This window comes from Terracoccus luteus, from assembly GCF_003635045.1.
In the GTDB taxonomy this organism is placed as follows: Bacteria; Actinomycetota; Actinomycetes; order Actinomycetales; family Dermatophilaceae; genus Terracoccus; species Terracoccus luteus.
This window is the reverse complement of sequence record NZ_RBXT01000001.1, coordinates 340,631-364,292: the sequence shown is the minus strand read 5'-3', so window position 1 is coordinate 364,292 and position 23,662 is coordinate 340,631. Positions and strand designations below refer to the sequence as shown.

Sequence of the window (23,662 nt, the reverse complement as noted above, 5' to 3'; positions counted from 1 at the left end):
GACGGCCTCAGGCGGGGTCGACGGTGCGGGCCTGCTCGACGAGGGCGTCGAGCACCGTGCGCACCGCGAGCCGGGCGGCCCGATCGGGCCGCTGCAGCGCCTCGACCACCCGGCCGGCGCGGATCTCCTTGAGCGGCACGAGGGCGAGGTGGCCCTGCGCCCGCTCGACCGTCGTGTGACGGGGCAGCAGCGCGATGCCGTGCCCGGCGGCGACGAGCTTCTCGATGAGCGGGAGGTGCGTCGAGCGCCGCACGACGCGCACCGGCATCCCCGCTCGGGCGGCGACGGCGGTGAGCACGCGCTCGATCGGGTAGTCGGGCGGTGGGACGACCCAGTCCTCGTCGATGACGTCGAGCGGGGTGACGTAGGGGCGGTCGGCGAGCCGGTGGCCGAGGGGCAGGCCGACGTCGAGGGGCTCGCGCAGCAGCAGGGTCGTGACGAGGGCCGTGCGGGCGGGCGGCTCGACGTCGTCGGACCGGTGGGCGACGACGATGTCGTAGTCGGCGGTCAGCGCGGCGAAGGCGTCCTGGGCGACGTCCTCGTCGTAGGTCTCGAGGCGCACGGCGGGGTGGGCGGCGAGGCGGTCGAGCAGACCCGGCACGAGCAGCTCGCCGGCCGAGTGGAAGGCGGCCAGGCGCACGGTGCCGGACACCTCGCCCCGGTAGCGCTGCCAGTCGGACTCCGCCTGCGCGCGCGCCGTCGCGACATGGACCGCGCCCTCGGCGAGCGCGCGACCGGCGTCGGTGAGGGCGACGCCGCGCCCCACCCGCTCGACGAGCGGCACCCCGGCGCGGCGCTGCAGGGCACGCAGCTGCTGCGAGACCGCCGAGGGGGTGCGACCGACGGCCTGCGCCACGGCCGTGACCGAGCCGCGGTCGGCGAGCTCGCGCAGCAGCTCGAGCTGGTCGAGGTCGAACCGGGCGCCCGTCACTGAAGTGACGCTACATCGTCGATGAACCAATCTGTGCTTGTCCTACAGCGTCCGTGCCGTCACGGTGGAGGGGTGACCACCCGTGACCGCACCCTCGCCGTGCTCGTCGCCGTGTGCTGGGGGCTCAACTTCCCCGCCACGGCCCTGGCCCTGCGCCACTACCCGCCGCTGCTGCTCGTCGCCGTGCGCTTCGCCCTCATCGCGCTGCCCACGCTCGTGCTGGTGCCGAGACCGCCGATCCCGCTGCGGTGGCTCGTCGGCACCGGCCTCGGCATCGGCACGGCGCAGTTCGCCTTCCTCTACCTCGGCATGGCCGCCGGGATGCCGAGCGGGCTCGCCTCGCTCGTGCTGCAGGCGTCGGCGCCGTTCACGGTCGTACTCGCCGGGGTGCTGTTGCGTGAGCGCCTCACCGGTCGCCAGGTCGTGGGCGTGGTCGTCGCCGTCGGTGGGCTGGGGCTCATCGCCGCGCACCGTGCTCAGGTGGCGGCCCTCCTGCCGCTGCTGCTCACCCTCTGCGGCGCCCTCGGCTGGGCCGTCGGCAACGTCTGCAGCCGGCGGGCGCAGGCCCCGAACCCGTTCCACCTCACCCTCTGGATGTCGACGGTCCCGGTGCTGCCGATGCTCGCCCTGTCGCTCGTCGTCGAGGGGCCTGCCCGCATCGGCGCGGCGCTCGGGACCGCCTTCACCCCGGCCGCGCTGCCGGCGCTGGGCGGCCTGCTCTACGTCGTCGTCGTCGCCACCCTCGTCGGCTACGGCATCTGGAACACCATGCTGGCCCGGTACCCCTCGAGCACCGTGGCGCCCTTCTCGATGCTCGTGCCGGTCGTCGGTGTGCTGTCGTCGTGGCTGCTCTTCGACGAGGCGATCGACGTCGTCGAGGCGGTGGCCGGCGTCCTCGTCGTCGGCGGGGTCCTCTTCGGCTCGTCCCGGTCGCGGCGGCGGGCCGACCCCGTCCGCCGCGAGCCCTCATTGGTGCGCGCCGACGCGTGACGGCAGCCGCCCGACGGCGGCCACGACCCGGCATCCGACGGTCGCGCCGTTTCTCCGGTCGCGATCTCGATGACGGCAGACGACGAAGGCGGGCCCGACCTCTCGGTCGGACCCGCCTTCGCGGTGTGCTGGTGCTGCGGTGTCCCGGCTCAGCCGGGACGGCTCACTTGAGCTCGACGCTGGCGCCGGCAGCCTCGAGCTGCTCCTTCGCCTTGTCGGCGGAGGCCTTGTCGACCTTCTCGAGGACGGGCTTGGGGGCGCCGTCGACGAGGTCCTTGGCCTCCTTGAGGCCCAGGCTCGTGAGGGCGCGGACCTCCTTGATGACCTGGATCTTCTTGTCGCCCGCGGCGGTCAGAACGACGTCGAACTCGCTCTGCTCCTCGGCCTCCTCGGCGGCGGCGCCGCCGGCGGCACCACCGGCGGCCGCGACGGCGACCGGGGCGGCGGCGGTGACCTCGAAGGTCTCCTCGAACTGCTTGACGAACTCAGAGAGCTCGATCAGGGTCATCTCCTTGAAGGCGTCAAGGAGCTCGTCGGTGCTGAGCTTGGCCATGATGGCTTCCTTCCTGTTGCTTGCCGTGAGTGGCGTGTTGATGAAGCGAGCGGACGCGAGGACGCGTCAGCTCTCGTCGCCACCCTCGGCGACGTCGGTGGACGCCTCGTCGGCCGCGGGGGCCGGCGTGGCGGGACCCTGCGCCTCCACCTTCTGGCGCAGGGCGTCGACCACGCGGGCCGTCTGCGACAGAGGGGCGACGAAGAGGTAGGCGGCCTTGTTGAGCGAGCCCTTGAGGGCGCCCGCCAGCTTGGCCAGGAGAACCTCGCGGGACTCGAGGTCCGCGAGCTTCGTGATCTCCTCGGGGCTCAGAGGCTTGCCGTCGAGGACGCCAGCCTTGATCACGAGGAGGGGGTTTGCCTTGGCGAAGTCACGCAGGCCCTTGGCCGCCTCGACCGGGTCACCGGTGACGAAGGCGATGGCCGAGGGGCCCTGGAGGTGGCCGTCGAAGGCCGTGATCCCGGCCTCCTTGGCGGCGCGCTCGGTGAGCGTGTTCTTGACCACGGCGTAGGTGGCGTGTTCCCGGATCGAGCCACGCAGCTGCGAGAGCTGCGCCACGGTCAGGCCGCGGTACTCGGTGAGAACGGCCGCACCGGACTCACGGAACTTCTCCGTGATCTCGGCAATGGCTGCGCTCTTCTCGGCGTTCGCCATCTGGGCCTCCTTCCCTGCGGTTGCGCCGCCGGTGAAGGGCCCGACACGAAAAGAGCCCCGGCGCAGGGCGCTCGGGGCACGACGTCCGGTGGATCGTGGACGTGGTGGTGCTGAGGTCCTGCGCTGGCTGCCCGCATCGTGGCGGGACCTTCGGGTCGGAGGTGGAGCCCACTCCCGACCAACCGGCGGTCATTGGTCGAGACAGAGGTTACGGGCTGGGGGCGGCCGGCTCCAAATCGAGGGCGCGGATGCCGGTGCGCCGCTCGCTTTCGTGGGGGGCCTCCCCTAGGTTGACGAGCATGTCGGTCGTCTCCCGTCGCCGCACCGCCGCGGCCGTCGCCGTCGCGGTCTGTCTGGGTCTCGACGTGCTCGGGGTCGCCGTCGCCGTCGGGCGCGACCCGCAGAATGCGAGCACCCCGTCCGCCTCGAGCGCGTCGCCGGTGGGCACCGCCCCGACGCCGGCCCCCGTGGCCGCCTCCTTCGCCGCCGCGACCGACGTCGCCTTCCGCACCGGCACGACCGGGACGGTCCGCGCCACCGGGGCGGTCGACTCGGCGGAGTCGGTCCCGACGGCCGAGCCCAGCGCCGGCCCCGTGTCGCCGCCGAAGGTCGTGCAGAAGGGCGACGGGCGCTTCAGGGTGCTCACCGTGCCGGCCGGCTCCGTGCGCCAGACGCCGTCGAGCGGCAGGGTCGTGCGCTACACCGTCGAGACCGAGGGCGGCCTCGGCGTCGAGCCCACGGCCTACGCCCGCACGGTCGTGGCCGACCTCACCGACCCCCGCGGCTGGCAGAACCGCGACCGGGTGAAGTTCGTCAACCTCAGCCCCGCCCAGGTCAGGGGCGGGCAGCGTCCCGACCTGCGCATCATGCTCACCAGCCCCGACACGACCGACCGGCTCTGCGCGCCGCTGCAGACACGGGGCCGCGTCAGCTGCCACAACGGCGGTCGGGTCGTGCTCAACGCGAAGCGGTGGCTGCTCGGCGCCGACGCGTACGGCACGGACGTCGCCGCCTACCGGGAGTACCTCGTCAACCACGAGGTCGGCCACGGCATCGGTCACGGGCACGTGCAGTGCGGCGGCAAGGGCCGCCCTGCGCCGGTCATGATGCAGCAGACCTACGGCCTCGACGGCTGCACGCCGTGGCCGTGGCCGGCCGCCAAGGGCTGACCGTCCTCCTCCCGCCGCCGCCCTCCAGGCGCGCCGGCGGGGCCTGACCGCCCCCGACGACCGGGCCCCGACCGCCCGGCCTCACCACGGGCGGCCGACCGGGGCGGGTCATCGGGCGGGTCATCGGGCGGGTCATCGGGCACGACCATGCGGGGCCGGCGGGCTGCCCGCCCGCCGACCCCGCACGCCACGCCCTCAGGTCACTGGACGGGCTTGACCACCATGGCCGAGCCGCCGCCGCGTCGCACCGACTCGGCGGCCGCGACGAAGACCCCGCGCTCGAAGCTGCGGATCGCCGTCACGGCGCCGATCTCGTTCGGGGTGCCGCCGGACACGAGCACGTGCCCGAGGGCGCGCAGGCCGGCGCCGGTCGGGCCGTCGAGGATCTGCGGCTCGGCCCCCTCCGAGCCGTTGCGCGACGACAGGCGCGGGGCGGCGATCGCGTCGACGAGCGGCAGGCCCCGGTCGAGGTAGCCGAGGATGGTCTGGCTCACCGACGTGATGATCGTCGCGCCGCCGGGCGAGCCGACCGCGAGCATCGGCGCACCGTCCTGCAGGATGATCGTCGGGCTCATCGACGAGCGCGGCCGCTTGCCCGGACCGGGCAGGTTGGGGTCGGGCACGCCCGGGGTGAGCGGGGCGAAGTTGAAGTCGGTCAGCTCGTTGTTGAGCAGGAAGCCCCAGCCGGGCACGGTGATGCCCGAGCCTCCGGTCTGCTCGATGGTGAGGGTGTACGACGCCACGTTGCCCCACCGGTCGGTGGCGGTGAGGTGCGTCGTCGACTGCCCCTCGTAGGGCTCCTTCTGGCCCGTGCCGCCCGCGGCGCACGAGGTGTAGCTGCCGTCGGGTGAGCCGAAGGGGATCGGGCGCGCCTGCGCCGCGGTCGGGCTGAAGAGGCAGGCCCGCTCGGCGGCGAAGCCCGGGCTCGTCAGCGCCTTGACGGGCACGCCGGGGACGTCGCCGACGTACCGGTTGCGGTCGGCGAAGGCGGTGGCGGAGGCCTCGGAGAAGCGGTGGAGGTACTCGACGTCGCTGAGGGCGCTCGTCGCCACGCCCGTCGTGTTCTCGTACGCCTTCATGAGGTTGAGGATCTCGGCGACGGCGATGCCGCCCGAGCTGGGGACCGGCATCCCGTAGACCTCGAGCCCCTTGTAGCGCGAGGTGACGGGCGCCTTGTCGAGCGCCCGGTAGGCCCGCAGGTCGTCCATCGTGATCTTGCCGCCCATGACCGTGACGCCGGCCTTCGTGTGCGGCGCCCGCGCCTCCGAGACGACGGCGCGGCCGAGACGGCCGTCGTAGAGCACGCCCGTGCCCTGCGTGCGCAGGGTGTGGTACGCCTTGGCCATGTCGGGGTTGGTGAAGACCGACCCGACCGCCGGGGCCGCCCCGTCACGGAGGAAGACCCGCGCGGTCTCGGGGAACATCGAGAAGCGGGCGGCGTTCTGCGCCGTCTGGTCGGCGAAGGTCTGGTCGACGACGAAGCCCTGGCGGGCCAGCTTCTCGGCCGGCGCGAGCACCTGGCTGAAGCTCTTGCGCCCGTGCTCGGCGACCGCCTTGGCCCACAGGGCGGGGGTGCCGGGGACACCGACGGACAGGCCCGAGCTGACCACCGTCGTGAAGCTCATCGGCGTGCCGTCGGGGTTGAGGAAGCTCTTCTCGGTGAACGTCTTCGGGGCCGTCTCGCGGCCGTCGATGGTGCTCACGCGCTTCGTCGCCGCGTCGTAGTAGACGAAGAAGCCGCCGCCGCCGATGCCGGCGCTGTAGGGCTCGGTCACCCCGAGCGCGGCCGCGGTGGCGACCGCGGCGTCGGCCGCCGTGCCGCCCTGGCGCAGCACGTCGATGCCGACCTGCGAGGCGTCACGGTCGACCGAGCTCACGGCGCCGCCGAATCCGGTCATGACCGGCTGCTTGGGCAGCGCCGGCGTCGAGCCCTGCCACGGGCCGTCGGCGGCGGCCGCGCTGGCCGCCCCGCTCGTGGCGGACGAGGCACCCGAGACCGGGTCCGCCCCCGCGGCGGCCGGCAGCAGGGAGGCGGGCAGGGCCGCGGCGGCGAGGGCCACGGCGAGCCGGCGCCCGGTGTGGGCGGCCTTGGCGGGGCGAGCGGGACGGGCTGGGCGGGGTGGACTGGTGCGACTGTCGCTACGGGTGAGGTGGCTCATGATCGGACCGTAGACCCGACCGCCGACGGCCACCACCGCTGGCGATCGGTGGGCGCTCATCGACGTCGCCACGGCATCCGGCCCCGTCAGTCCACGCCGGGCTCGTCCTGCAGGGCGCGGACCATGCCACGCAGCAGCTGCAGCGCCTCGCGCTCCTGCGTCACCGTGAGACCGCCGAGCATCCGCGCCTCGACCGCCCGCACCGCCGCCGACGCGTCCTGCAGGGCGCTGCGCCCCGCCGCTGTCAGCCGCGTGGGCAGCGCCCGCCCACCGGCCGGCTCCGTCGCCCGGGCCACGAGGCCGTCGCGCTCCAGCGACTGCAGCAGGCTCCCCATCGACTGCCGGGTGACGAAGGTGGCCCGTGCGAGGTCCGAGCTGCTCGAGCCCGGGCGATGGGCCAGCACCTCGAGGCAGGAGTACTGGGTCACCCCGAGGCCGAGCGGACGCAGGGCCTCCTCCATCGCCGCGCGCAGGGCGCTGGCCGCCTCCTTGAGGGCGTAGCCCACCGACGTCCCCAGCTCGACCCGTCCTTGACTCATGTCAGCATCCTGACATACCTTTGCATGTAAGAAAACTGACACACAATCATGAGGAGACACCATGCCCGTCACCGGCCCCGACTTCATCTCGCTGCAGACCACCGACCTCGCCGCCTCCCAAGCGTTCTACGAGCGGTACCTCGGCCTCGAGCGCTCCCCCGCGGGCCCGCCCCACGCCGTGGTCTTCACGACGCGGCCCGTCGCCTTCGCCCTGCGCGAGCAGGTGCCGGGCACCGACATCGCCGCCCTCGACCAGCCCGGGGTCGGTACGGCTCTCTGGCTGCACGCGACCGACGTGCAGCAGATCCACGACCGGCTGGTCGCCGACGGCGCCCGCATCGTCACCGCACCCGTCGACGGCCCCTTCGGGCGCACCTTCACGTTCGCGGACCCCGATGGGTACCACGTCACGCTGCACGACCGCGCCTGACGGCGTCCGAGCCCGGAGGCCGGGGTTCAGGCAGACGCAGAGATCCCCCGGCACGTCGTGCCGGGGGATCTCCGTGTGCTGCTGTCAGCGGGTGGCGGACCGTCAGACGGTCGCGCCGTCCTCCTCGAGGAGGTTGCGGGTGCGGCTGAAGTCGAGCGGGATGCCGGGGCCCATCGTCGTGCTGACCGTGGCCTTCTCGATGTAGCGGCCCTTCGACGACGACGGCTTGAGACGCAGGATCTCCTCGAGCGCGGCGCCGTAGTTCTCCACGAGCGACTTCTCGTCGAAGCTCACCTTGCCGATGATGAAGTGCAGGTTGGCGTGCTTGTCGACGCGGAACTCGATCTTGCCGCCCTTGATGTCGGTGACGGCCTTGGCGACGTCCATGGTGACGGTGCCGGTCTTCGGGTTGGGCATGAGGCCACGGGGGCCGAGCACCTTTCCGAGACGGCCGACCTTGCCCATCATGTCGGGCGTGGCGACGACGGCGTCGAAGTCGAGCCAGCCGCCCTGCACCTTCTCGAGCATGTCGTCGGAGCCGACGAAGTCGGCGCCGGCCTCGCGGGCCGCCTCGGCCTTGTCGCCGTTCGCGAAGACGAGCACGCGGGCGGTCTTGCCGGTGCCGTGGGGCAGGTTGACGGTGCCGCGCACGGCCTGGTCGGCCTTGCGGGGGTCGACGCCGAGGCGGAAGGCGACCTCGACGGTCTCGTCGTACTTGGCCTTGGCCGCCTGCTTGGCCGTGCGGACGGCCTCGAGGGGCGAGTACACCTTGCCGGGCGTGACGAGCTCGGCGGCGGCGCGGTAGTTCTTGCTGCGCTTCATGGTTCTCTCCTGTGGTGTGTCGTGCGGAGTCGTGGTGCGACCGTGCGCTGGTCTCCCACGGCCGCCTCCCGGCATCCGGGGTGGATGCCGGTCGGCGGGCTGAGCGGGCGGAGCTGCCCGAGCCGGGTGGCTCAGAAGTCCGTCGTGATGCCCATCGAGCGGGCGGTGCCGGCGATGATGCGCGCCGCCATCTCCTCGTCGTTGGCGTTGAGGTCCTCCATCTTCTGGCGGGCGATCTCGAGGACCTGCTCGCGCGAGAGGGTGGCGACCTTCGTCTTGTGCGGCTCGCCCGAGCCCTTGGCGACGCCGGCGGCCTTCTTGATGAGCTCGGCGGCCGGGGGCGTCTTCGTCACGAAGGTGAACGAGCGGTCCTCGTAGACCGTGATCTCGACCGGGATGACGTTGCCACGCTGGGACTCCGTCGCGGCGTTGTACGCCTTGACGAACTCCATGATGTTGACGCCGTGCTGACCGAGGGCGGGGCCGACGGGCGGCGCGGGCGTGGCGGCACCGGCCTGGATCTGCAGCTTGATGAAGCCGGAGACCTTCTTCTTGGGAGGCATTGCGATGTTCCTTCTTCTGGGGGTGGGCCTACGCCTGTCGTGCTGGCTGGGCGATGACCCGGTTGCAGTGCCGGCCGCTGCTGCGACCGGCATCCGGTCAGATCTTGGCGACCTGGCCGAAGGACAGCTCGACCGGGGTCTCCCGGCCGAAGATGGAGACGAGCACCTTGAGCTTCTGGGTGTCGCCGTTGATCTCGGAGATCGTCGCCGGCAGGGTCTCGAACGGACCCTCCATGACGGTGACGGACTCGCCGACCTCGAAGTCGACGACCCGGACCTCCTTCTTCGCGGCGCCCTGGCCACCGGCGGAGTCCCCCGCCTCGTCGGCCGGGGTGTCGAAGGTCGGGGCCAGCATCGTGAAGACCTCGTCGATCGACAGTGGCACCGGCTGGTGCGCGTTGCCGACGAAGCCGGTCACCCCGGGGGTGTGGCGCACGGCGCCCCAGCTCTCGTCGGTGAGGTCCATCCGCACGAGGACGTAACCGGGCATCCGGACGCGACGCACGTTCTTCTTCTGGCCGTTCTTGATCTCGGTCACCTCCTCCATGGGGACCTCGATCTCGAAGATGTAGTCCTCCATGTTGAGGGTCTGGATGCGGGTCTCGAGGTTGGCCTTGACCCGGTTCTCGTAGCCCGCGTAGGAGTGGATGACGAACCAGTCGCCGAAGCGCGAGCGCAGCTCGGCCTTGTAGTCCGCGACGGGGTCGCCCGAGCCCGTGGGAACGGCGGCCGCAGCGGTCTCGTCGGCGTCGTCCGCCTCGTCGTCGGCGTCGGCCGAGTCCACGGCATCGTCGGTGTCGTCGTCCTCGTCGGCTTCGACGGACACGTCGTCGCCCTCGGCGTCGCTCAGCTCGTCGGTGCTCGGGGGCGCCTGCACGGTGTGGACGCCGTCAGCGTTCTCGCCGGTGGGGTCGCTCTGGGTGGTGAGGACGTCGGTGGCGTCGCCGTCGGTCACGTCATCGCCCTGGGAGGCGAACTGCTCGGACACGCTGGACCTACTTCCTTGCTCGGTTTCCGGCCGGTCGGCCGGGGCCCTGGTGGGCCGGTGGGGCGCCTGCGCTGCTCACGTCTGCGCCGCCGTCGGGTGCGGGGTCCGACTCGGGTCCCGCTGGTCTGTTCAGGTCTGCTCGAAAAGGCTGTGCTCGGCTCAGGTCGCCGAGCCGGTGAAGGCCAACGAGATGAGGCGGCTGAAGCCGAGGTCGAGCACCGACACGAGCGCCATCATCACCACGACGAACACGACGACGACCGTCGTGTAGCGCACGAGCTCGGGACCGGTGGGCCGCACGACCTTGCGCAGCTCGTCGAGGATCTGGCGCACGAAGAGGCCGATCGCGCCGAAGAGCCGCGAGACGGGGTTGCCGCCGCGGGCGCGGTCGGCCCGGTCGCCCCGGTCAGACCCGCGCTTGGCGCTCGTCTCCGTCACGATTCCTCATTTCTGCCTGGGGTGTGGGCCCGCGACAGGACCTCGCGGTGCGAGCGACCCGTCCGGGACCGCGTCGTACGGCGCGAGGAGCCGCGTGCCGCCATGCACGACGACCACTTCTGATGCGCAGGGCAAGAGGGACTCGAACCCCCAACCGCTGGTTTTGGAGACCAGAGCTCTACCAATTGAGCTATTGCCCTTCGCCGTGGCCCGGTGGGTGACCGCGGCGGGACGGCATGCGTCAGCATGGCCAGCGAAGCCGTCCGAACGACGATCATACGGGACGCCCCGGGCGGACGCGAACCAGCGCCGCCCGACACCCGCGGGGTGGGGTGGACGGCACCAGCGGCACCGCGACGCGCCACCACGACCGGCCATGACCCGCCACGACCCGGCATCCGGACCGCGACGAGCCCGGCGAGCGCCACGGTGGGAGGATCGGGGGGTGACCACGAACACCGCCAGCACGAACAGTACGGACGCCACCACGGGCGCTGCGGGCAGCGCCGCGGGCGCTGCGGGCGCTGCGGGCAGCGCCGCCGGGCGCACGCCCCTCGCGGACCGCCCGGCCGACGCGCTGCGCGCCTTCCGCGACGAGCAGCAGCAGGCCTACGACGAGCTGAAGGCCCGGGGGCTCGCCCTCGACCTCACCCGCGGCAAGCCGTCGGCGGCGCAGCTCGACCTGTCCGACGACCTGCTGCACCTGCCGACGACGACGAAGGACCGCAAGGGCGTCGACGTGCGCAACTACGGCGGGCTCGAGGGTCTGGCCGAGCTGCGCGAGATCTTCGCCGAGCTGCTCTGGGTCGAGCCGTCTCAGGTCGTCGCCGGCGGCAACTCGAGCCTGTCGATGATGTACACGACGATCGTCGACTTCCTCCTCTTCGGCGGCGTCGCCTCGCCGCGTCCGTGGGGGCAGGAGCAGACGGTGAGGTTCGTCTGCCCCGTGCCGGGCTACGACCGCCACTTCTCGATGCTCGCCGCGTTCGGCATCGAGATGGTCACCGTCGAGATGCACGACGACGGCCCCGACATGGACGCCGTCGAGGCCCTCGTGCGCGACGACGCCTCGGTCAAGGGCATCTGGATCGTGCCGACGTACGCGAACCCGTCGGGCGCCGTCGTCTCGCAGGAGGTCGCGGCGCGCCTGACCGCGATGCCCACCGCCGCCCCCGACTTCACGATCTTCTGGGACAACGCCTACGCCTTCCACCACCTCACCGAGGACGAGGCCAAGAGCGCCGACGTGCTCACCCTCGCCGCGGCCTCGGGCCACCCCGACCGGCCGATCGTCTTCGCGTCGACGTCGAAGATCACCTTCGCCGGCGCCGGCGTCGCGGTGCTCGCGGCGAGCGAGGCGAACGTGGCCTGGTACCTGCGGCACCTGTCGATGGGCTCGATCGGGCCCGACAAGGTCAACCACCTGCGCCACGTCGAGTTCTTCCGCGACGCCGACGGCGTGCGTGCCCACATGCGCAGGCACCGCGAGATCATCGCGCCGAAGTTCGCGGCCGTCGACGAGGCCCTCACCGCGGGCCTCGACGGTCTCGGCGTCGCCGAGTGGACCCGCCCGACCGGTGGTTACTTCGTCAACCTCGACGTCCTCGACGGCACCGCCACCCGCGTCGTGCAGCTGGCCAAGGCCGCCGGCATCGCGCTGACGCCCGCCGGCGCTTCCTTCCCCCACGGCCACGACCCGCGCGACCGCAACATCCGCCTCGCGCCCACCTTCCCGGTGCTCGACGAGGTGCGCACCGCCATGGCGGGCGTCGCCACGTGCGTCGCCCTCGCCGCCGCCGAGCGTCTCGTCGCGGATGCCGGTGGGCCCGGCGAGCAGACCGGCGAGGATGCCGACGGGGCAGGCCCGGCGTCGCACGCCGGGGCCGCAGTGGGTACGGGTGACGACGTGAATGCGACCGAAGGAGCCACCCGATGAGTGACGTCAGCGACATGGCCGACCAGGGCGACCTCGCCGCGAGCGGGACCGAGCCGAACGAGAACATCGACGACGACCTGACGAGCTACAGCGTCGACGACGAGGACCAGCCCGGCAACCTCGAGGACCTCGGCGACGACGACGTCGAGGACCCGCTCGACCGGGGCTACTCCCCCAACGAGACCGAGCGCGGCACCGACGCCTTCGGCACGACCGCCTACGAGCAGTCGCTCGACGAGACGATCGACCAGCGCATCCTCCAGGAGGAGCCCGACCCGAACACCGCCTACGGGCGGCCCGAGAACGAGAGCGGCCTCGACGAGCCCCGCGTCGGCGGCGACGACCCCGACTCCATCGCGGCCGAGGACGACTGGCTCGGTGACAACGAGGTCGGCGACGAGCGGGCCGGCCGCCTCGTGGCCGACGACGAGGGTGCCCACGAGGACTCCGAGAAGCAGGTCTGGGCCAGCGACGTGGGCATCGACGGCGCCGCCGCCACGGCCGAGGAGGCCGCGATGCACGTCGTCGACGAGATCGCCGACGATCCCGACCGGATCTGATCCGGATCTGACCGGGTCCCGACCCACCGATCGACGCACGGCCCCCGACCTCGCGGTCGGGGGCCGTCGTCGTCCCCCCTCGTCCCCCGCCGTCCCCGCTCGGGCGGCTGCACGGTCGCGACCGGCCGTGACCGGCCGCCCGCACCCGGGTGCCACACTCGGTCCATGACGCGGCCCGAGACCCGCAGCCGGGCTCGCAGCCTGGCCGACCTGCCCAAGGCCCACCTGCACCTGCACTTCACCGGGTCGATGCGGGTGCAGACGGTCCGCGAGCTCGCCGCGCACCACGGCATCCGGCTGCCCGACGCCCTGACGACCGGCTACCCGCCCCGCCTCGCACGCGCCACCGACGAGCGCGGCTGGTTCCGCTTCCAGCGCCTCTACGACGCCGCCCGAGCCTGCGTGCGCACCGAGGCCGACCTGCGCCGCATCGTGCGCGAGGCAGCCGAGGACGACGCCGCCGAGGGCTCTCGCTGGCTCGAGCTGCAGGTCGACCCCACCTCGTACGCCCCCTTCGTCGGCGGCCTGACGCCCGCCCTCGAGATCGTGCTCGACGAGGCTCGCTCGGTCTCGCGCACCGGGCCGACCGGCGTCGCGATCGTCGTGGCGGCCAGCCGCATGCGCCACCCCCTCGAGGCGCGCACGCTCGCCCGTCTCGCCGCCCGCCACGCCGGGGAGGGCGCAGGCGAGGTCGTCGGCTTCGGCCTGAGCAACGACGAGCGTCGCGGCGAGGTCGCCGCGTTCGCACCCGCCTTCCGCATCGCCGCCCGGGCCGGGCTCGCGCTCGTGCCCCACGGTGGTGAGCTGCTCGGCGCCCAGGCCGTCATGGAGACCCTCGAGCACCTGCGCCCCGACCGCATCGGCCACGGCATCCGTGCGGTCGAGGACCCGCAGGTGGTCGCCGCCGTCGCCGACGCCGGGGTCGCCCTCGAGGTGTGTCCCCTCAGCAACGTCGCGCTCGGCGTCTTCGCCGACCCGTCCGAGGTCCCGCTGCGCGCCCTGACGGATGCCGGGGTGCCCGTCGCGCTCGGGGCCGACGACCCGCTGCTCTTCGGCAGCCGGCTCGTCGACCAGTACGAGACGGTCCGCGGCCTCGGGGTCGACGACGCCGGCCTCGCCGCGCTGGCCCGGCAGTCGGTCGAGGCCAGCCGGGCCCCGTGGTCGGTACGCTCCGCCGCGCTCGCCGCCGTCGACGACTGGCTCGCCGGCTCGACGAAACCGGCCCCGGCGGCGGCACCCGGCTGACCGGCATCCGGCGTCGCACGGCGGCCCAGGGACCGTCCGGGCGACACCCTCGGGTTTGCCCCCTCCCGGCATCGCCGGTCATGCTGGTGTGGAGATGACTCCCACGACGACGCCTGCCCCCGCCACCTCGGCCGCCACCCGCACCCGCCCGCCGGCCGCCCGCCCCGCCCTGCGGCGCCTCGCCGTCGTCGGCTCCGTCGCCTCGCTCGCCCTCGTCGGCGCGTGCAGCAGCGACGAGCCCGGCCCGACGCCGTCCGCCTCCGGCGGCGTCTCGTCGAGCACGTCCGCGACGCCCACCTCCTCGGCCCCCACGACCACCGCGGCGCCGAAGCGCACCGACAAGAAGATCACGAAGGAGATCAAGGACCCCGTCCTCGGTCACGTCATCACCGCCACGACCCTGTCGCGCAACGTGCCGTTCCCGGCTGGCAACCCCGTCGGCGAGGACGCCTTCGAGATCATCGGCGTGCAGGTCACGGTCAAGGCCGGCAGCCGCTACTCGGCCGACGTCCAGCCCGGGATGTTCACGGTGCGCACGGCCTCGGCGGCCACGCAGGTCAAGCCCACCGGTGAGTTCGGCAGCAGGCTCGGCGCGCCGCTCGTCGCCGCGAAGCGCGCCGAGACGAAGACCGGCTGGCTCTTCTTCAAGGTCGACCGGGGCTCGACCGGGGCCGTCACCCTCACCTTCAACCGTCCGGCCTACGAGGTCAGCACGACGGGCGTCGACATCAAGGCGCAGGCCTTCAAGGTCGACCTCGGCTGACGCGTCGGCGGGCCGGTCCGCGGTCCGTCACGAGTCGGCCGCGCGCCGGCCTAGAGCGCGGTGCCGAGCAGCACCGGCTCGTTGACGAGACGAACCCCGAACGTCTCGAGCACCCCGTCGCGCACCTGGCGTGCGAGGGCCACGACGTCGGCGGCGCTGGCCCCTCCCCGGTTGGTCACGGCGAGGGTGTGCTTCGTCGACAGGGCCGCCGGTGCCGGCATCCCGAAGCCCTTGCCGAAACCCGCGTGCTCGATGAGCCACGCCGCGCTCGTCTTGACCCGGCCCGGCCGGTCGGTGAAACGGGGCGGGGTCGGGCCGTCCGGCCCCAGCCGGTCGGCGGCGCGCATCGCCAGGGCGTCGTACTGCGCCTCGCTGAGCAGGGGGTTGGTGAAGAACGACCCGCAGCTCCACGTGTCGGGGTCGTCGTCGTCGAGCACCATGCCGCGGCGCCGACGCTGCTCGAGCACCGCGTCGCGCACGTCGGCGAGCGGCGCGCGGCCGCCCAGGGGCACCCCGAGGCCGTCGGCCAGCGCCTGGTAGGCGACGGGGCGACCGAGGTCGGCGACCTCGAGCTGGAAGACGACGTCGAGCACGACGAAGCGGGAGTCGCCCTTGAAGAGCGAGTGGCGGTAGGTGAACTCGCAGTCGGCGTTGAAGAAGGTGCGCACGACCTGGTCGTGACGGTCGTACGTGCGCACCTGCGCGATGGTCTGCGAGACCTCCTGGCCGTAGGCGCCGACGTTCTGCACCGGCGTGGCCCCGGTGAGGCCAGGGATGCCGCTCAGCGCCTCGACGCCGGCCCAGCCCTGTCCGACGGCGTGCTCGACGAAGCCGTCCCAGCTCTCGCCCGCGGCGACCCGCACCACGGCGCCGCCGCAGTAGTCGCCCGACTCGGGGGTGATCCCGCTCGTGGCGACGCGCACGACGGTGCCGGCGAAGCCCTCGTCGCCGACGACGAGGTTCGAGCCGCCCGAGAGGACGAGCAACGGCTCGTCGGCGTCGTCGACCTCCCGCACGGCGTCGACGAGCTCGTCGGTCGTCGTCACGGTGACGAGCCGGGCGGCGGGGCCGCCGACCCGCATCGTCGTCAGACCCGCCAGCGGGACGTCGTTCTGCTCCAGCACCCGCGGCCTCAGTCGAGCTGCACGACGGCGAGGGCGCGACCGAGCACCTTCTGCCCGTCGGCGACCGCGGTCAGCTCGACGGTGGCTCGGGACGTCTGCTCGTCGACGGCCTTGACGACACCACTCACCTCGATGTCGGCTCCGGTCTCGTAGGGGACGACGACGGGCTTGGTGAAGCGCACCCCGTACTCGACGACGCGGCCGGCGTCGCCGGCCCACTCGGTGACGAGGGTGACCGCCGAGCCCATCGTGAACATGCCGTGGGCGATGACGTCGGGCAGCCCGACCTCCCGCGCGAACCGCTCGTCCCAGTGGATGCGGTTGCGGTCGAGCGAGGCACCGGCGTACTGCACGAGACGCGCCCGGTCGACGTGCACGGTGACGGGGCCGAGGCTCTGGCCGACCTCGACGTCGGAGAAGGTGCGGGCCATCACTGCTCCCCTCGGATGACGAGCGTGGACGTGGCCGTGCAGAGCGCCTCGCCCGCCTCGGTGGCGAGCTCGGCGCGGGTGGTGACCATCGCGTGGCCGCCCGCCTGCCGCACCCCGTCGACGTGGAGCGTGCCGACGACGGCGTCGCCGGCCGTGAGGGGGCGGTGGTGCACGAACCGCTGCTCGCCGTGCACGACGCGGGAGTAGTCGATGCCGGCCTCGGGGTCGGTGACGAGCTGGGCGTCGCACTGCTGCGCGATGAGCACCGCGAAGGTCGGCGGGGCGATGACGTCGGCGTAGCCGCGCGAGCGGGCGACCTCGGCGTCGGTGTGCACGGGGTCGGTGGAACCGACCGCCTCGGCGAACTCGCGGATCTTGGCCGCGCTCACCGTGTACGTGCTCGTGGGCGGGTAGACCCGCCCCTGGAAGTCTGCGTTCACCGGCATGGGCCCGAGCCTAGCGAGCGGCGGTGACGGCAGACGACGACGCTCCCCCGGCCGGGTGGCCGAGGGAGCGTCGTCGACGGGGCGCGAGCCGTCGGCTCGGCGCGACCGGATGGGTCAGCGGGTCTCGCGGTGCTCCGTGTGCTTGCCGCACTTGGGGCAGAACTTGTTCATGGCGAGACGGTCGGGGTTGTTCCGACGGTTCTTCTTGGTGATGTAGTTGCGGTCCTTGCAGTCCACACACGCCATCGTGATCTTCGGACGGACGTCGCTGCTCTTGCTGGCCACGGCAACCTGCTCTTTCGGGAAACGTTCTGCGGATCTTGGTCGTGCGCCGCCGGGGCGGTTCCCGTCGGCGGAGACCGGGGCGCGCGCGACGCGCGGGGCGCGACGATCAAGGCTACGTGACCGCCCCGTCGATCGGGAAATCGGTGGGCGCGACCGCGCACCGGTGGTAGCGGGAGCGGGGCTCGATCCCGCGACCTCACGATTATGAGTCGTGCGCTCTAACCAGCTGAGCTACCCCGCCATGGGCGTCGACCGCCGGCGTCGAGAAACCTCGAACCGGTGGACGACCGACCAGAGCCCCAATAGGGAATCGAACCCTAGACCTTTTCCTTACCATGGAAACGCTCTGCCGACTGAGCTATTGGGGCACGGCCGACTTCCCGCCGAGGCGGTTCCGCCGACCAGATTGTGCGTCGGTGACATTACACGGTCGGCGCCGCCGACACGAAATCGGCTGCCGACCGCCCGGCAGCCGGCGCCGCACGGGTGGCCGGGCCCGTGACCGGCCCCTGCCGTGCCGGCCTCGGTCCCCCGGCTGGGAGGATCGACGCATGAGCGACGACGAGCCGGCCGACCGGGCGGATGCCGTCTCGGCCGACGTCCGCATCCAGCTCGACCGCGCCGTCGTGTGGCGGGCGGCGTGGGTGATCGTCGCCGTCGTGGCGCTGGCCACCCTGGGCCGGTGGGTGCTCGAGGACGCCGGCAACGTCATCTTCACCCTCGTCCTGTCGCTCATCGCGTCGGTGGCGATGGAGCCGGCGGTGCGACGCCTCAGCCGGCACATGCGGCGCGGCGCCGCGACCGGCATCGTCATGGTCACGACGCTCGTCGCCGTCGTCGGCTTCCTCTGGGTGTTCGGACGGCTGCTCGGCGAGCAGCTGGCCACCCTCGCGGCCTCCGTGCCCGGCTTCGTCTCGGCGCTGACCCTCTGGGCCGACACGACGTTCGACATCACCATCGACTACGGCTCGCTGATCGACGACCTCGGCCTCGGCACCGCGACCCTGAAGACGCTCGCCCAGAATCTCGCCGGCGGCCTGCTCGGGGTGCTCGTGTCCGTCGTCGGCGCCGCCTTCAGCACCGTCACCTTCGCCTTCTTCACCTTCTACTTCTCCGCCGACGGGCCGCGGCTGCGGCGGTGGGTGGGCCGGCTCGTCCCGCAGCGTCAGCAGGCGGTCTTCGGCACCGCGTGGGACCTCGCCGTGGCCAAGACGGGCGGGTACGTCTCCGCCCGCCTCGTGCTCGCACTCATCTCCGGCACCCTGCACGGCGCCTTCATGCTGCTCATCGGGATGCCGTACTGGCTGGCCCTGGGCGTGTGGACCGGTCTCGTGGCGCAGTTCGTGCCCACAGTCGGCACGTACGTCGCCATCGTGCTGCCCGTCGTCGTCGGCCTCCTCGGCGACCAGCCGTGGCAGGGCCTCGCGGTGCTCGCCTTCGCCGTCGTCTACCAGCAGATCGAGAACGTCACCATCGAGCCGCGCATCTCGGCCCAGGCGGTCGACGTGCACCCGGCGGTGTCGTTCGCGTCGGTCATGTTCGGGGCGGCCCTGTTCGGGGTGGCCGGGGCCTTCGTCGCCGTCCCGGTCGCCGCGCTCGTGCTCGCCCTCTTCGGCATCTACTCGCAGAAGTACGAGCTCGTCCCCCACCTCGCCCGCCTCGAGCCGGGCGAGCGGGAGCCCGACCTGCCGTCGGGCGGGCGCCCCCGTCGAGAGCGGTCGCGTGGTCGGTCGCGGGCCGAGGGGTTCCGGGCGGCTGTCACCCGGGTGGTGCAGCAGGCGCGTCGCCGCGGCTGACCGTCCGTCGCGGGATGCCGTCCGGCCGGCGTCGTCAGGCGTCCTGGCCGTCGTGCTCCTGCAGGTCGCGCGCAGCCGTCGCCTCCTCGGCCTGGGCGGTGTCGCGGGCCGCGGTCGCCTCGTCGAGCTCGTCGGTCACCTTGCCCAGCCGCTGCCGGGCCGCGGCGAGCCGCCTTTCCAGGTCGGCCACCCCCTCGGTGACCTCCTCCTGGCGTGCCTGCAGCACGGCCACGCGACGGTCGGCTGCGTGCAGGGCCGCGCTCGCCGCCTCGAGGGCCGACGCGAGACGCCGGCGGACCGCGGCACGGCGTTCGGCCCGTCGGGCCGCGACCTCGTCGGCGCGCTCCCGCTCCTGCCGCGCCACCTCCTCGTCCCTGTCGGTCCCGCTGCTGTCGGCGCCGCTGGGTCCGGCCCCACTGGTGCCGTCGCTCTCCCCCGAGTCCTCCTCCCTGCCCGGGACGGGGTTCTCGTCGTCGGACCGGCCGTCGACCACCCGCAGGGCGGGGCTGCGCCGCCCTCGCGGGTCACCGCCCTGCTCCGGCGCGTCGTCGTCGTCGATCGCGACGACGTCGTCGAGGTCGACGGAGCCGAAGCCCGAGTACTGCAGCGCCTTGACGAGCGCGCCGGTGAGCACGGCCCGCTCGGCGTCCTCGTCGGCGATGAGGGCGGTCAGGGTGTCGCGCACCTCGACCGCCGCCGACGCCCCGAGGGGGTGGCCGGCGTCGGCCGCGGCCGACTCGACCGCGGCCCCGAGCGCATCGACGCGGCGGGCGCGCTCACGTCCGAGCAGGCGCAGCTGCTCGCCGTCGAGGGTGCGCTGGGCCTCCCGCAGCAGCTCGGCGAACCGACGCAGCTCGTCGAGGTCGTCGGGGCGCGTGCGCACGAGGTGGTTGACCGCCCAGGCGGCCAGGGTGGGCCGGCGCAGCCGGCCGACCGACCGCGCGAGGTCCTTGTCGCCGGCATCCTTCGCCTCGGCGACGAGCTCGCCGCGCCGCGCCGTGAAGCGGTCGGGCGGGCCCGAGTAGAGCTCCTCGACGGCGGCGCGCAGGTGCAGGATCACCCGCCCATCCTCCCGCAGGCCGCGCGAGCGCCCCAGGCGACGGGACCGCTTGGTATGACTGGTCGATGATCTTCATCTGCGCCACCTGCGCCGTCGAGACGGCCGACCTGCCGACCCCGCCGGCGACGTGCGCGATCTGCGAGGACGAGCGGCAGTGGGTGCCCGAGACCGGCCAGCGCTGGACCACCCTCGCCGAGCTGCGCGACGGCGGCACCCGCATCGAGGTGTCCGAGCGGGAGCCCGGTCTGTGGAGCCTGCGCTCGGTGCCCGACGTCGGCATCGGGCAGCACACGACGGTCGTGAGAACCCCGGCCGGCTCGGTGCTCTTCGACACCCTCGGCTACCTCGACGACGAGACCGTCGAGGTCGTGCGCGGCCTCGGCCCGGTGCTCGCCGTCGCCGCCAGCCACCCGCACATGTACGGCGTGCAGACGGAGTGGGCGCACGCCCTCGGTGACGTGCCGGTGCTGCTGACGGCGAGCGACCGCGAGTGGGTGCGACGACCGAGCCCGCTGGTGCAGCACTACGACGACCGGCTCGAGGTGACGCCGGGAGTCACCCTGCACCGCGTGGGCGGCCACTTCCCCGGGCAGGCCGTGCTCGAGTGGACGGGGGGCGCCGAGGGGCGGGGTGTGCTGCTCGCCGGCGACGCCGTCGCACCCAACCCCGACCGTCGCACCGTGACCTTCCTGCGCAGCTACCCCAACCGGATCCCCTTGTCGGGCAACGTCGTCCTCCGTATCGCCGCCACGCTCGACGGCCTGCGCTTCGACCGGCTCTACGACAACTTCGGCCGTTGCGTACCGGTGGATGCGAAGGCCGTGGTGCGCGGCTCGGCCGAGCGGTACGCCCGGTGGACCGACGGAGAGCACGACCACCTCACGTGGTGACGCAGGCAGGTCGTCAGCCCTTCTCCAGCGTCGACTCCTTGTGCGCCGCCGTGGAGCCGCTCTTCTCCGACTCGACGACCCAGTAGGGCTCGTCGTCGCTCGCCTTGAAAGTCTGGCCGTCGTGCTGGAACTCCTTCGTCCTCTTCTCCACCGCGGTTCCGGTCGTCTTGCCCTGCGGGGTGTTCCAGTGGACCGTGTCGCCCTTGCTGATGCTCATGTCCCCATCCCAGCACGGCAGCACCCGACGCGCCACGGTCACGACGACCGGGTGGTGAGAGCGAGCCGCGCAGGGGGTGCAGACACGACCGGATCGGGGTAGGAACGAGCCAGCGACACCGTGCGGTGCCGTGTCGATCTCTTCAAGGAGGAACAGACATGAGCGACACCCCTCTCGACCCGGTGGACCCCGACACCGAGACCGGCCCCGTGGGTGGCACCGAGGGCCCCGCTGACGGCGGAGCCGACATCGGCACCCACGACGGCGGCGCGGACGGCGGCGCCGGCAGCGACGGCGGCACCGAGGGCCCCGCTGACGGCGGAGCCGACATCGGCACCCACGACGGCGGCGCCGACGGCGGCGCGGACGGCGGTGCCGGCAGCGACGGCGGCACCGAGGGCCCGGCCGACGGCGGAGCCGACATCGGCACCCACGACGGCGGCGCGGACGGCGGTGCCGGCAGCGACGGCATCAGCGGCGGCACCGAGGGCCCGGCCGACGGCGGTGCCGACGCCGGCACCCACGACGGCGGCGCCGACGGCAGCGCCTGAGCCACCCGGCATCCAGATGACCGACAGCACGACGAGCCGAGCGTCCGCGCCCACGCGCGGGCGCTCGGCCCTGCGCTCCCTCGTCTCCGTCGACGACGAGGTGTTCGCCGACCAGTACTGGGGCGAGCAGCCGCTCGTCTCGCGGGTCGACGAGCTCCCCGGCGACCTCGGCGGCCTGTTCGACGTGGCCGCGGTCGACGAGCTCGTCTCGCGACGGGGCCTGCGAGCCCCGTTCCTGCGGGTGGCCAAGGACGGCGTCACCTACGGCGACCGGGAGTTCACCAGTGGCGGCGGCGTCGGCGCGGCCGTCGCCGACCAGGTCAGCGACGACAAGCTGCTGCGCCTCTTCGCCTCCGGCGCCACGATCGTGCTGCAGGGACTGCACCGCACGTGGCCCGCCCTCATCGACTTCACGCAGCAGCTGGCCGGCGAGCTCGGTCACCCCGTGCAGACCAACGCCTACGTCACCCCGTCGCAGAACACCGGGTTCGACGACCACTACGACGTCCACGACGTCTTTGTCGTGCAGGTGTCGGGCGAGAAGCGTTGGCGCATCAGGCCGCCCGTGCACCGCGCCCCGTTGCGCGACGAGCCCTGGACCGCCCGCAAGGCCCAGGTCGCGACGGCGGCGAAGGCCCCGCCCCTGCTCGAGTTCACCCTCGGCCCGGGTGACTGCCTCTACCTCCCCCGCGGCTACCTCCACTCGGCGACGGCGCTCGGCGGCGTGAGCACCCACCTCACGATCGGTGTCCACACGTGGACGCGGCGTCACCTCGCCGACGAGCTGGCCTCCCTGGCGCTGGCCCGCGCGAGCCGCGACGAGGGCGTGCGCGCCTCCCTCGCGGCCTTCGCCGACGTGTCGCAGGGCTCCGAGATCCGCGACGACGTCGAGCTGGCCCGCCAGGCCCTGCTGCGGGCCCTCGAGGGGCTCGACGCCGACGACGTGGCAGCGGCCCTGGCCCGGAGGGTCCGCGGCGCCCAGCGCCCCGAGCCCGTCTCCCCCGTCGCGCAGACGGTGGCGGCCGCCGCCCTCGCGCCGGACCAGTCGGTGCGTGTGCGCGCACACCTCGTCCCCGAGCTCGTGGCGGGTCACGACGGCGGCGTCACCGTGCGCAGCCGGGTGGCCGACGTGGCCGTGCCCGCCGACGACGTCGACGCCGTCGAGCGCCTGCTCGAGGTCGGCGACGCCCGCGTCGGCGACCTCGGGGTCGAGCTGGCCCGGCGCCTGCTGCTCGCGGGCCTCGTCGTCCTCGCCTGAGGGTCAGCCGCCCTCGCCCGCGCGGCCCTCGACGGATGCCGTCAGGGCCGCGCGGGCGCCCACGAGCGACGGGCCGTACCACGTGAGCAGGCGCCCGCTGACGAGTGCCGTGGCGGCGCGGGCGAACGCCTCGGGGCCGTCCTGCGGCGTGAAGACGTACGGCTCGTCGGGCAGCAGCACCGTCACCCCGGCCCGGTCGAGGCCGGCCACGTCCACACGGGGGTAGCGCCCGGCAGCCGGCGCCCCATCACCGTCACCGGCACCGCCACGGACATCGCTCGGGTCGGCCCCGACGTTGTGCCAGCCCAGTCGGGCGAGGACGTCGCCGGTGAAGGTGTCGCGGCCGACGACCATCCACGGGTCACGCCAGACGGCGACGGCCACGTCGCGCGTCGGGGTCGGCACGGGCCCTCCCCACTCGACGCGGGCCTGTGTCAGCCAGGTCGGCACCGCCACCCCGAGCGCCTGCACGAAGAGACGCTCGAGGGTGTCGAGGCCCTCCGGCACCGTCTCGATGCGGGTGACCCAGACGGCCACCCCCGCCTCCCGGAGGCGACGCACGTCGAGCTCGCGGTTCTCCTCCTGGTTGGCCACGACGAGGTCCGGCTCCAGGTCTCGCACGGCCCGCAGGTCGGGGTTCTTCGTACCTCGCACCCGCCGCACGTCGAGGCCGGCGGGGTGGGTGCACCAGTCGGTGGCGCCGACCAGCCGGTCCGGGCACGTCACCGCGAGCGCCTCGGTGATCGAGGGCACGAGCGAGACGACCCGCAGGGCGGGGCCAGCGAGCGGGACGGGCGCGCCGAGGTCGTCGACGAGGGCTGGCTGGCTCACTGGGCGGTCCTCCCGGGCGGCGGGGACGGGCGG

The 23,662-nt window shown here is 73.4% G+C and carries 27 protein-coding genes and 3 tRNA genes; 11 read left to right on the top strand and 19 right to left on the bottom strand.

Annotated elements, in window-relative coordinates; translation table 11 throughout:
* Window positions 1-7: 7 nt before the first annotated feature.
* Window positions 8-931 (bottom strand): LysR family transcriptional regulator, encoded by a 924-nt coding sequence (locus DFJ68_RS01805; RefSeq protein ID WP_121030543.1) that lies wholly within the window; start codon window positions 929-931, stop codon window positions 8-10.
* Between the two features lie 72 nt (window positions 932-1,003).
* Here DFJ68_RS01805 and DFJ68_RS01800 point away from each other — a divergent pair, with 72 nt between their 5' ends.
* Window positions 1,004-1,921, top strand: coding sequence for an EamA family transporter (locus DFJ68_RS01800; RefSeq protein ID WP_121030541.1), 918 nt, complete (start codon window positions 1,004-1,006; stop codon window positions 1,919-1,921).
* Window positions 1,922-2,084: 163 nt separating this feature from the next.
* Here the strand turns inward: DFJ68_RS01800 and rplL are convergent, their stop codons facing one another.
* On the bottom strand, window positions 2,085-2,474 hold the full coding sequence (gene rplL, locus DFJ68_RS01795; RefSeq protein ID WP_121030539.1) for a 50S ribosomal protein L7/L12: 390 nt from the start codon (window positions 2,472-2,474) through the stop codon (window positions 2,085-2,087).
* 66 nt (window positions 2,475-2,540) lie between these two features.
* On the bottom strand, window positions 2,541-3,128 hold the full coding sequence (gene rplJ / locus DFJ68_RS01790; protein WP_121030537.1) for a 50S ribosomal protein L10: 588 nt from the start codon (window positions 3,126-3,128) through the stop codon (window positions 2,541-2,543).
* Window positions 3,129-3,427: 299 nt separating this feature from the next.
* On the opposite strand from rplJ, the gene DFJ68_RS01785 reads away from it, so the two are divergent.
* Window positions 3,428-4,297, top strand: a complete 870-nt coding sequence (locus DFJ68_RS01785) for a DUF3152 domain-containing protein (protein ID WP_121030535.1) — start codon at window positions 3,428-3,430, stop codon at window positions 4,295-4,297.
* A gap of 200 nt (window positions 4,298-4,497) precedes the next feature.
* Here the strand turns inward: DFJ68_RS01785 and ggt are convergent, their stop codons facing one another.
* Complete coding sequence (gene ggt, locus DFJ68_RS01780; protein ID WP_121034976.1) at window positions 4,498-6,195, bottom strand: gamma-glutamyltransferase; 1,698 nt, start codon at window positions 6,193-6,195, stop codon at window positions 4,498-4,500.
* Window positions 6,196-6,542: 347 nt separating this feature from the next.
* Window positions 6,543-6,995 (bottom strand): MarR family winged helix-turn-helix transcriptional regulator, encoded by a 453-nt coding sequence (locus tag DFJ68_RS01775; protein ID WP_121030533.1) that lies wholly within the window; start codon window positions 6,993-6,995, stop codon window positions 6,543-6,545.
* 61 nt (window positions 6,996-7,056) lie between these two features.
* Between DFJ68_RS01775 and DFJ68_RS01770 the strand changes: the two genes are divergently transcribed.
* Window positions 7,057-7,425 carry a VOC family protein gene (locus tag DFJ68_RS01770; protein ID WP_121030531.1) on the top strand — a complete coding sequence of 123 codons (369 nt, stop codon included), beginning with the start codon at window positions 7,057-7,059 and terminating at the stop codon, window positions 7,423-7,425.
* A 102-nt stretch (window positions 7,426-7,527) separates the two neighbouring features.
* Here the strand turns inward: DFJ68_RS01770 and rplA are convergent, their stop codons facing one another.
* From rplA to DFJ68_RS01745, 5 genes are all read right to left on the bottom strand, one after another.
* Window positions 7,528-8,247, bottom strand: a complete 720-nt coding sequence (gene rplA, locus DFJ68_RS01765) for a 50S ribosomal protein L1 (protein ID WP_121030529.1) — start codon at window positions 8,245-8,247, stop codon at window positions 7,528-7,530.
* Between the two features lie 131 nt (window positions 8,248-8,378).
* Window positions 8,379-8,810, bottom strand: a complete 432-nt coding sequence (gene rplK, locus DFJ68_RS01760; protein ID WP_121030527.1) for a 50S ribosomal protein L11 — start codon at window positions 8,808-8,810, stop codon at window positions 8,379-8,381.
* Window positions 8,811-8,907: 97 nt separating this feature from the next.
* A complete protein-coding gene (gene nusG / locus DFJ68_RS01755) occupies window positions 8,908-9,798 on the bottom strand; it encodes a transcription termination/antitermination protein NusG (RefSeq protein WP_121030524.1) in 891 nt (296 codons plus the stop codon).
* Between the two features lie 159 nt (window positions 9,799-9,957).
* Window positions 9,958-10,236, bottom strand: coding sequence for a preprotein translocase subunit SecE (secE, locus tag DFJ68_RS01750; protein WP_121030522.1), 279 nt, complete (start codon window positions 10,234-10,236; stop codon window positions 9,958-9,960).
* 127 nt (window positions 10,237-10,363) lie between these two features.
* Window positions 10,364-10,436, bottom strand: a tRNA-Trp gene (locus DFJ68_RS01745).
* A gap of 377 nt (window positions 10,437-10,813) precedes the next feature.
* Here DFJ68_RS01745 and DFJ68_RS01740 point away from each other — a divergent pair.
* From DFJ68_RS01740 to DFJ68_RS01725, 4 genes are all read left to right on the top strand, one after another.
* Window positions 10,814-12,172: an aspartate aminotransferase type Ic gene (locus tag DFJ68_RS01740; RefSeq protein ID WP_121034975.1), complete on the top strand. Its 1,359-nt coding sequence runs from the start codon at window positions 10,814-10,816 to the stop codon at window positions 12,170-12,172.
* Window positions 12,169-12,732, top strand: coding sequence for a DUF5709 domain-containing protein (locus DFJ68_RS01735; RefSeq protein WP_245963388.1), 564 nt, complete (start codon window positions 12,169-12,171; stop codon window positions 12,730-12,732). Before DFJ68_RS01740 ends, DFJ68_RS01735 begins: the two co-directional genes overlap by 4 nt.
* A gap of 165 nt (window positions 12,733-12,897) precedes the next feature.
* The gene (locus tag DFJ68_RS01730) at window positions 12,898-13,977 is read left to right on the top strand and encodes an adenosine deaminase (protein ID WP_121030520.1); all 1,080 of its coding nucleotides are present in this window, start codon (window positions 12,898-12,900) and stop codon (window positions 13,975-13,977) included.
* Window positions 13,978-14,071: 94 nt separating this feature from the next.
* Window positions 14,072-14,740, top strand: coding sequence for a hypothetical protein (locus tag DFJ68_RS01725; protein WP_121030518.1), 669 nt, complete (start codon window positions 14,072-14,074; stop codon window positions 14,738-14,740).
* A 50-nt stretch (window positions 14,741-14,790) separates the two neighbouring features.
* Here DFJ68_RS01725 and DFJ68_RS01720 read toward each other — a convergent pair whose 3' ends face one another.
* From DFJ68_RS01720 to DFJ68_RS01695, 6 genes are all read right to left on the bottom strand, one after another.
* Window positions 14,791-15,864, bottom strand: a complete 1,074-nt coding sequence (locus DFJ68_RS01720; RefSeq protein ID WP_121030516.1) for a UDP-N-acetylmuramate dehydrogenase — start codon at window positions 15,862-15,864, stop codon at window positions 14,791-14,793.
* 8 nt (window positions 15,865-15,872) lie between these two features.
* Window positions 15,873-16,295 carry a MaoC family dehydratase gene (locus DFJ68_RS01715; RefSeq protein ID WP_121030514.1) on the bottom strand — a complete coding sequence of 141 codons (423 nt, stop codon included), beginning with the start codon at window positions 16,293-16,295 and terminating at the stop codon, window positions 15,873-15,875.
* On the bottom strand, window positions 16,295-16,741 hold the full coding sequence (locus DFJ68_RS01710; protein ID WP_121030512.1) for an FAS1-like dehydratase domain-containing protein: 447 nt from the start codon (window positions 16,739-16,741) through the stop codon (window positions 16,295-16,297). Before DFJ68_RS01710 ends, DFJ68_RS01715 begins: the two co-directional genes overlap by 1 nt.
* Window positions 16,742-16,855: 114 nt before the next feature.
* Window positions 16,856-17,026, bottom strand: coding sequence for a 50S ribosomal protein L33 (rpmG, locus tag DFJ68_RS01705; RefSeq protein ID WP_020143294.1), 171 nt, complete (start codon window positions 17,024-17,026; stop codon window positions 16,856-16,858).
* A gap of 164 nt (window positions 17,027-17,190) precedes the next feature.
* A tRNA-Met gene (locus DFJ68_RS01700) sits at window positions 17,191-17,267 on the bottom strand.
* 54 nt (window positions 17,268-17,321) lie between these two features.
* Window positions 17,322-17,394, bottom strand: a tRNA-Thr gene (locus DFJ68_RS01695).
* A gap of 183 nt (window positions 17,395-17,577) precedes the next feature.
* Between DFJ68_RS01695 and DFJ68_RS01690 the strand changes: the two genes are divergently transcribed.
* Window positions 17,578-18,822 carry an AI-2E family transporter gene (locus tag DFJ68_RS01690; protein WP_121030510.1) on the top strand — a complete coding sequence of 415 codons (1,245 nt, stop codon included), beginning with the start codon at window positions 17,578-17,580 and terminating at the stop codon, window positions 18,820-18,822.
* Between the two features lie 34 nt (window positions 18,823-18,856).
* Here the strand turns inward: DFJ68_RS01690 and DFJ68_RS01685 are convergent, their stop codons facing one another.
* Window positions 18,857-19,882: a hypothetical protein gene (locus DFJ68_RS01685; protein ID WP_121030508.1), complete on the bottom strand. Its 1,026-nt coding sequence runs from the start codon at window positions 19,880-19,882 to the stop codon at window positions 18,857-18,859.
* Window positions 19,883-19,947: 65 nt separating this feature from the next.
* Here DFJ68_RS01685 and DFJ68_RS01680 point away from each other — a divergent pair, with 65 nt between their 5' ends.
* The gene (locus DFJ68_RS01680) at window positions 19,948-20,772 is read left to right on the top strand and encodes an MBL fold metallo-hydrolase (protein WP_121030506.1); all 825 of its coding nucleotides are present in this window, start codon (window positions 19,948-19,950) and stop codon (window positions 20,770-20,772) included.
* A 13-nt stretch (window positions 20,773-20,785) separates the two neighbouring features.
* Here DFJ68_RS01680 and DFJ68_RS01675 read toward each other — a convergent pair whose 3' ends face one another.
* Window positions 20,786-20,989, bottom strand: a complete 204-nt coding sequence (locus tag DFJ68_RS01675; RefSeq protein WP_121030504.1) for a hypervirulence associated TUDOR domain-containing protein — start codon at window positions 20,987-20,989, stop codon at window positions 20,786-20,788.
* 158 nt (window positions 20,990-21,147) lie between these two features.
* Between DFJ68_RS01675 and DFJ68_RS01670 the strand changes: the two genes are divergently transcribed.
* Together DFJ68_RS01670 and DFJ68_RS01665 are read left to right on the top strand one after the other, a co-directional pair.
* Window positions 21,148-21,540: a BatC protein gene (locus DFJ68_RS01670; protein ID WP_121030502.1), complete on the top strand. Its 393-nt coding sequence runs from the start codon at window positions 21,148-21,150 to the stop codon at window positions 21,538-21,540.
* Between the two features lie 16 nt (window positions 21,541-21,556).
* On the top strand, window positions 21,557-22,798 hold the full coding sequence (locus DFJ68_RS01665) for a cupin domain-containing protein (RefSeq protein WP_121030500.1): 1,242 nt from the start codon (window positions 21,557-21,559) through the stop codon (window positions 22,796-22,798).
* 3 nt (window positions 22,799-22,801) lie between these two features.
* Here DFJ68_RS01665 and DFJ68_RS01660 read toward each other — a convergent pair whose 3' ends face one another.
* On the bottom strand, window positions 22,802-23,629 hold the full coding sequence (locus tag DFJ68_RS01660) for a helical backbone metal receptor (RefSeq protein ID WP_121030498.1): 828 nt from the start codon (window positions 23,627-23,629) through the stop codon (window positions 22,802-22,804).
* Between the last annotated feature and the right edge of the window lie 33 nt (window positions 23,630-23,662).